Origin of the sequence: Photobacterium sp. OFAV2-7 (genome assembly GCF_022347985.1) — a bacterium.
GTDB lineage: Bacteria > Pseudomonadota > Gammaproteobacteria > Enterobacterales > Vibrionaceae > Photobacterium.
In genome coordinates this window covers 1-7,806 of the sequence record NZ_JAKRFQ010000144.1, presented here as the reverse complement: position 1 = coordinate 7,806, position 7,806 = coordinate 1, and the positions used below count along the sequence as shown (strand labels likewise).

The 7,806-nt window shown below is 52.0% G+C and carries 7 protein-coding genes; all 7 read left to right on the top strand.

All coding sequences use genetic code 11. The features are described from left to right. Positions 1 to 661, top strand: a 661-nt coding sequence (locus MHN01_RS10170) for an FtsW/RodA/SpoVE family cell cycle protein (RefSeq protein WP_239411248.1), incomplete at its 5' end; no start/stop codon positions are given. Beyond that, complete coding sequence (gene murG, locus MHN01_RS10165; RefSeq protein WP_239411250.1) at positions 648 to 1,712, top strand: undecaprenyldiphospho-muramoylpentapeptide beta-N-acetylglucosaminyltransferase; 1,065 nt, start codon at positions 648 to 650, stop codon at positions 1,710 to 1,712. The genes MHN01_RS10170 and murG, both read left to right, overlap by 14 nt. Before the next feature lie 11 nt (positions 1,713 to 1,723). Next, entirely contained in the window at positions 1,724 to 3,184 is a 1,461-nt protein-coding gene (gene murC / locus MHN01_RS10160; protein ID WP_239411247.1) for a UDP-N-acetylmuramate--L-alanine ligase, read from the top strand. 259 nt (positions 3,185 to 3,443) lie between these two features. Further along, entirely contained in the window at positions 3,444 to 4,199 is a 756-nt protein-coding gene (locus MHN01_RS10155; protein WP_239411249.1) for a cell division protein FtsQ/DivIB, read from the top strand. Positions 4,200 to 4,266: 67 nt separating this feature from the next. After that, positions 4,267 to 5,523 carry a cell division protein FtsA gene (gene ftsA, locus MHN01_RS10150; protein WP_075762355.1) on the top strand — a complete coding sequence of 419 codons (1,257 nt, stop codon included), beginning with the start codon at positions 4,267 to 4,269 and terminating at the stop codon, positions 5,521 to 5,523. A 34-nt stretch (positions 5,524 to 5,557) separates the two neighbouring features. Beyond that, complete coding sequence (gene ftsZ, locus MHN01_RS10145) at positions 5,558 to 6,751, top strand: cell division protein FtsZ (protein ID WP_239411246.1); 1,194 nt, start codon at positions 5,558 to 5,560, stop codon at positions 6,749 to 6,751. 115 nt (positions 6,752 to 6,866) lie between these two features. After that, a complete protein-coding gene (gene lpxC, locus MHN01_RS10140; protein WP_239411245.1) occupies positions 6,867 to 7,784 on the top strand; it encodes a UDP-3-O-acyl-N-acetylglucosamine deacetylase in 918 nt (305 codons plus the stop codon). Positions 7,785 to 7,806 lie beyond the last annotated feature (22 nt).

Genomic DNA, 7,806 nt, shown 5'->3' with positions numbered 1-7,806 from the left:
AGTGATGTTTGTCACGACCGTCGGCATGCTGTTTATTGCCGGTGCCAAATTATGGCAGTTTCTGGCGATGCTAGCAGCTGCGATGATGGGAATCGCCCTGCTGATTGTTTTCGAGCCGTATCGTCTACGCCGGGTTACTTCGTTTATGGATCCGTGGGAGGACCCTTTTGGTAGCGGTTACCAGCTCACCCAGTCGCTGATGGCCTTCGGCCGCGGGGATTGGTTGGGTCAGGGGCTGGGCAACTCGATTCAGAAGCTGGAGTATTTACCCGAGGCTCATACTGATTTCGTATTTGCAGTATTGGCTGAGGAAGTCGGCCTGATTGGGGTCACGATTGTACTGCTGTTAATTTTTTCCCTGGTTTTTAAAGCACTATTTATCGGCCGCAAATGCCTGCAGTCAGGGCAGCTGTTTGGTGGCTTTCTGGCATTCGGCTTTGGCTTCTGGTTTGCTTTCCAGACTCTGGTCAACGTAGGAGCAGCCGCAGGGCTGGTCCCGACCAAGGGGCTGACACTGCCGCTGATCAGTTACGGTGGCTCCAGTTTATTTATCATGGCAACGGCAGTCGCCATATTGATACGCATTGATCATGAGCAGCGTCTAGCTGCCAAGTATGGTCCTGCAGAAGAATTAGATGATGACGACAATGAACAAGAATAAACGCCTGCTGGTGATGGCCGGGGGAACCGGTGGCCATGTTTTTCCCGGACTTGCCGTGGCCAAGAAACTGCAGCAAGAGGGATGGGACATTCGCTGGCTGGGGACGGCCGACCGGATGGAGGCAGATCTGGTGCCAAAGCACGGTATCGAGATTGACTTTATCAAGGTGAAGGGGCTGCGTGGGCAGGGGATAGCCCGCTTGCTGACGGCACCCTTTAAGATCCTGGGGGCGATTTTACAGGCTCGTCAATATATCAAGGCCTGGCAGCCCGATGCAGTATTGGGCATGGGCGGCTATGTCAGTGGTCCGGGTGGCGTTGCGGCCTGGCTTTCTGGTGTACCCGTTGTCCTGCATGAGCAGAATGCCGTGGCGGGGCTGACTAATCAGTGGCTCTCGCGTATCGCCTCGAAGGTATTGCAGGCGTTTCCTGGGGCGTTTTCTGATACCGAGGTTGTTGGCAACCCGGTGCGCAAGGATGTGACCTTGCTGCCTGCACCGAGCGAGCGTTTTGCCGAGCGTCAGGGGCCGATCCGTATTCTGGTGATGGGCGGCAGCCAGGGTGCTCGTATTTTGAATCAGACGATGCCAGAGGTTGCCGGCATACTGGCCGACAAGGTGACCATTTGGCACCAGGCGGGCAAAGGCAGCCTCGATGCCACCGAACAGGCTTACAGAGACAAAACAGAAACGGCTCACAAGGTAACCGAGTTTATCGATGATGTTGCGGCAGCCTATGCATGGGCAGATATTGTTGTCTGCCGCTCCGGCGCTTTGACGGTATCTGAACTATCGGCAGCCGGCGTCGGCGCCATCTTTATCCCGTTTATGCACAAAGACCGCCAGCAGGCATTGAATGCCGATCACCTGGTGCAGTGCGGGGCGGCGAAAATGATTGAGCAAATGGATCTGACCGCACAGGGTCTGGCAGAAGAATTAAACCAATTAGACCGTGGCTCGCTTGTCAATATGGCAAGTGCTGCGCGTGATGCAGCGATCCTTGACGCCGACGTGCGCGTTGCCGATGTGATCAAGTCGCTGGCAAATAAATAAGAGACAGAGTGATGAGTAAACTGGATAACCCGCAATTAGCAAAAATCAGAACCATGGTGCCAGAAATGCGCCGCGTTGAGCGTATTCACTTTGTTGGAATTGGCGGGGCCGGCATGAGCGGTATCGCTGAAGTATTGATTAATGAAGGCTATTGCGTGAGCGGGTCGGATATTGCCCCGAACGCGGTTACCGAGCGGCTGACAGAAAAAGGCGCTGAGCTTTTCTTTGGCCATGCCGCCAGTAACGTAGAAGGGGCGAGTGTGGTCGTGGTCTCTACGGCGATATCTGCCGATAATCCAGAACTGGCCACTGCGCGCGAGCTGAGGATCCCGGTTGTGCGCCGGGCAGAAATGCTGGCCGAACTGATGCGCTACCGCCACGGTATTGCAATTGCCGGTACCCACGGCAAAACAACTACGACGGCACTGACCACCCAGATCTATTCGGAAGCCGGCCTCGATCCGACATTTGTCAACGGTGGCCTGGTGAAAAGTGCCGGCACTAATGCTCGCCTGGGCTCCAGTCGCTATCTGATTGCCGAGGCCGACGAGAGTGATGCCTCATTCCTGCATCTGCAGCCGATGGTGTGTGTAGTGACAAATATTGAAGCTGATCATATGGAAACCTATGGCGGCGACTTTGAGGTACTGAAGCAGACTTTTGTCGATTTCCTTCATAATCTGCCTTTCTACGGCTTGGCCGTGATGTGTATTGATGATCCGGTTGTGCGTGAGCTGCTGCCGAGAATTGGCCGCCAGGTGATCACCTATGGCTTCTCTGAAGATGCCGATGTCCGCCTGGTCAACTATCGCCAGCAGGGCCAGCAGGGACACTTTACGATTTTGCGTCAGGGTAAGCCGGCGCTTGATATTGCGCTAAATATTCCGGGTCAGCACAATGCGCTAAATGCTACGGCTGCTGTTGCGGTGGCAACTGAGGAAGGGGTTGAAGACGATGCGATTATTCGCGCGCTGGCAGAGTTCCAGGGGACGGGTCGTCGTTTTGACCATCTGGGTGAGTTCGAGTCCGGCAACGGCAAAGTAATGCTGGTGGATGATTATGGCCACCACCCGAGTGAAGTGGACGTGACAATCAAAGCTGCGCGGGCAGGATGGCAGGAAAAGCGCCTGGTAATGGTGTTCCAGCCTCATCGTTACAGCCGTACCCGTGATCTGTACGATGACTTTGCCAATGTGCTGGAACAGGTTGACGTGCTGGTTATGTTGGATGTGTATGCTGCCGGAGAGGCACCGATTGCCGGGGCCGATGGCCGCGCACTTTGCCGCACTATTCGCGGACGCGGCAAGATCGATCCGATTTTTGTCCCTAACAGCGAGGCATTGCCGTCTGCGCTGGCCAATATCATTCAGAATGATGATTTGGTATTAACTCAAGGCGCCGGTGATGTTGGCAAGATTGCCCGTCAACTGGCTGAAATGGAGCTGAATATTTCAGAAATGCGTCGGGATTGATCATTTACCAATAGTTGAAAGCAAAATGGTACATTTATTGCATCATTTTTAAGCGGCAAAGTGCCCGTGATATAACCATTTATTAGGTTTTGATCTCAGGATATGAAAGGAAACCTTCAACAATAGTTGGAGAGCAACGGGTTGGTCGGTATAATCGATCAACTTTGTGCATTCCTACCTGACTTTTCCAAGCGTCAGTTATCCCTCCCGGTGATGTTGGAGGGTCGTGATGATTGAGGTAAGGGCAAACAAACGTTATATGGCTGATGCAGTCTTAAAAAGAGTATCCCAGCCTCCTTTGGGTAAGGCGGCACATTGGGGAGGCGTGGCGTTTTTTCTCTTTGTTATCGGTTTTATCGCCTGGCTGGTTAGCGCAGGGTTAAACTGGATGACAGACGCCAACCGGTTGCCGTTATCGCAACTGGTGATCCAGGGAAAGCTTGAGTACCTGAGTGCCGACGATGTTCGCCAGGGAATATTGCAGTTGGATCATCTGGGTAGCTTTATGACCCAGGATGTCGATGAGATCCAGCTGGCTCTGGAAGCGTTGCCTTGGATTTCGAGAGCGTCGGTACGAAAACAATGGCCTGATTCCATCAAGGTTTTTGTGGTTGAGCACCAGCCAGCGGCAATCTGGAACCAGCAATATCTGGTAAATACTGACGGTGCGGTGTTCGAGGCGCTGGCGGAACAGGTCACAGAGAAACATCTGGCCGGGTTAAGCGGACCGGATGGTAGCAGTCACGAAGTGTTGACCGCGTTGCGTGAAATGCAACCAAGATTACAGCTTGCCGGGTTCGACATTGCCAGGTTGGCATTGAATGAACGCCGGGCCTGGCGAGTATGGCTAAAGAATGGAATTCGACTCGAGTTGGGTCGAGAAGCCCGAATGGAGCGCCTTGAGCGTTTTATCGGCATATATCCTGAACTAGAGCAGCAGGGAAAAGCCATTGAGTACGTAGACTTGCGCTACGATACCGGGGCTGCTGTGGGTTGGAAAGTGGTTCCAGAATAATACATCCAGAACAAGCCTCTGAATACCTAGGGCAGTTCGGTGAGTATAACTATAAGAGCGTGCGCTAATGACGAAGGCGGCAGATAAAAAACTCATAGTGGGCCTGGATATCGGCACATCCAAAGTGAGTGCTTTGGTTGGGGAAGTCTTGCCTGATGGCAATGTAAATGTCATTGGTGTCGGCAGCAGCCCGTCACGGGGAATGGACAAAGGCGGGGTTAATGACCTTGAGTCCGTCGTCAAATCTGTTCAACGCGCAGTCGATCAGGCTGAGCTGATGGCAGATTGCCAGATTTCCTCTGTGTTTTTGTCGTTATCCGGCAAACATATACGTTGCCAGACAGAAAAAGGCATGGTGCCTATTTCTGACAAAGAGGTAACGCAGGATGACGTTGATAATGTTATTCATACAGCGAAATCAGTAAAAATTAGCGATGAACACCGAACTTTGCATGTAATTCCTCAGGAATTTGCTATTGATTATCAAGAGGGAATTAAAAACCCTGTTGGATTATCAGGCGTTCGGATGGAAGCAAGCGTGCATTTGATCACCTGTCACAACGATATGGCTCGCAATATTGTAAAAGCGGTCGAGCGCTGTGGACTCAAGGTTGATCAGCTGATCTTTTCTGGTTTGGCTGCCAGCCATGCGGTACTGACAGCCGATGAGCGCGAACTGGGTGTTTGTGTGGTCGATATCGGTGGCGGTACCATGGATCTAGCAGTCTGGACAGGCGGAGCATTGCGGCATGCCGAAGTGATCCCTTACGCCGGCAATGTCGTGACCAGTGATATCGCCTACGCATTCGGTACGCCTCCGGGTGATGCAGAAGAAATCAAAGTGAAATTTGGCTGTGCGTTGAGCGAGTTGGTGAGCAAAGATGCGAAGGTCGATGTACCGAGTGTCGGTGGTCGACCGTCACGCAGCCTGCAGAGCCAGACACTGGCAGAAGTGATAGAACCCCGTTACAGCGAGCTGTTGGGGCTGGTTAATCAGAAACTGCTGGAAATACAAGAACAACTGCGTAATGCAGGGGTGAAGCACCATTTAGCGGCAGGTATCGTTCTAACCGGCGGTGCCGCACAGATGGAAGGCCTGATTGAATGTGCCGAGCGAGTTTTTCGCAATCAGGTACGGATCGGGCAACCGCTTGAGCTAAGTGGGCTGACTGATTATGTTCAGGCTCCGCATTATGCAACTGCAGTAGGTCTACTGCATTACGGAAAGGACAGTCAGACATTTGATGATGGTGAACTGGAGCCGAAGCGTTCGGTATCCGGAATTTTCTCCAAAATCAGTGGCTGGCTAAGAAAAGAATTTTAAAACCTGATGCGAACAGGATAAACGGAGAGAACAAATGTTTGAACCGATGATGGAAATGTCTGATGAAGCGGTAATTAAGGTCATTGGCGTTGGCGGCGGCGGCGGTAATGCTGTCGATCACATGGTACGTGAGTCGATTGAAGGTGTTGAGTTCATCAGTGTCAATACTGATGCTCAGGCGCTTCGAAAAAGCAGTGTAAGTACAGTGATTCAGATCGGTGGTGATATCACCAAAGGTTTGGGCGCAGGTGCGAACCCTCAGGTGGGTCGTGACTCTGCACTGGAAGATCGTGAGGCTATCAAGGCTGAGCTGCAAGGCTCGGACATGATCTTCATCGCGGCAGGAATGGGTGGCGGTACTGGTACCGGTGCGGCTCCGATCATTGCTGAGGTGGCGAAAGAGCTGGGCATTCTTACTGTTGCAGTGGTAACCAAGCCATTTAGCTTTGAAGGTAAGAAGCGTATGGCGTTTGCTGAGCAGGGTATCGAAGAGCTGTCAAAGCACGTCGACTCGCTGATCACGATTCCAAACGAAAAACTGCTGAAAGTGCTGGGCCGCGGTATTACCTTGCTAGACGCTTTTGCCAAGGCAAATGACGTACTCAAGAATGCAGTACAGGGCATTGCAGAGCTAATTACCCGTCCGGGTATGATTAACGTCGACTTTGCTGACGTACGTACCGTGATGTCTGAAATGGGCCATGCCATGATGGGCAGCGGCGTTGCAACTGGCGATGACCGTGCTGAAGAAGCCGCTGAAATGGCTATCTCCAGCCCGCTGCTGGAAGACATCGACCTGGCTGGTGCTCGTGGCGTGTTGGTTAACATCACTGCCGGTCTGGATATGCGTCTTGACGAGTTTGAAACTGTGGGTAACACAGTGAAAGCCTTCGCATCAGACAACGCAACGGTTGTTATTGGTACGTCTCTGGATCCTGAGATGACGGATGAGTTGCGCGTAACGGTTGTTGCAACGGGTATTGGCAAAGAGAGCAAGCCGGATATCACTCTGGTGACATCGTCTAAGCCGGTCCAGGCAGTTGCACAGGAAAAGCCTGCAGCAGCACCGGCTGTCGAGGAGACTAAGCCAGCACCGCTGAGCCAGCAGGCTCCTGCGGCCGAAGCGAATGTGCAGCAAGGCTCATCATCAGCGGCGGCGAAGTCAAAGCCACAGGCTGACCATGACTACCTTGATATTCCAGCATTTTTACGTAAGCAGGCTGACTAGTAAACGTAAATTGTTTGGGTTACCGCTCAATAAGTGGTAAGATGTTTGCCCAATTATCGTGCAATCGCACGGTAATGGGCCGATGTATTGGCTAATAGAAAGTTGAGAAGAGCAGATGATCAGACAACGTACACTGAAAAGCATAGTGCAAACGACTGGGGTGGGACTTCACTCTGGGCGTAAAGTCACGCTTATTCTGCGTCCTGCCGCCGCAAATACCGGTGTGATCTATCGTCGTACGGATTTGAATCCACCTGTGGACTTTCCTGCAGATGCTGATTCTGTGCGAGATACCATGCTGTGTACCGCCCTTGTAAACGAGGAAGGTGTGCGCATCTCAACGGTTGAACACCTAAACGCAGCTTTGGCAGGTATGGGAATCGATAATGTAATTATCGAGGTTGATGCACCTGAAATTCCAATTATGGATGGTAGTGCAAGCCCGTTCATTTACCTGTTGCAGTCTGCCGGTATTGAGACCTTGGGCGCTCCTAAGCGTTTCTTGCGTATCAAAAAAACTGTTCGCGTCGAAGATGGCGACAAATGGGCTGAACTCCGTCCGTATAACGGGTTTCGTCTGGACTTCGCTATCGATTTTAATCACCCGGCGATTGAATCTGAGCAGCAGCGTTTAGTGTTGGACTTCTCGAGCCAGTCATTTGTCAAAGACATCAGCCGTGCTCGTACCTTTGGTTTCATGCGTGATATCGAGTACCTTCAGTCACAAAACTTGTGTCTTGGTGGCAGCTTCGATAACGCCATTGTTCTGGACGATTACCGCATCCTGAATGATGAAGGCCTGCGTTTTGATAATGAGCTGGTGACGCACAAAGTACTGGATGCGATCGGTGACCTGTACATGTGTGGCCATAATATTATCGGTGAAATGTGCGCCTATAAATCCGGCCACGCCCTGAACAACAAGGTGCTACGTGCAGTCTTGGCCGATCAGGAAGCCTATGAGTGGTCAACCTTCGAGGATGAGCAGGAAGTACCGGTTACTTTTGCCCAGCCAGGAATGGTTCTCGCCTAAGCACAAATGCAGAATTAATAAA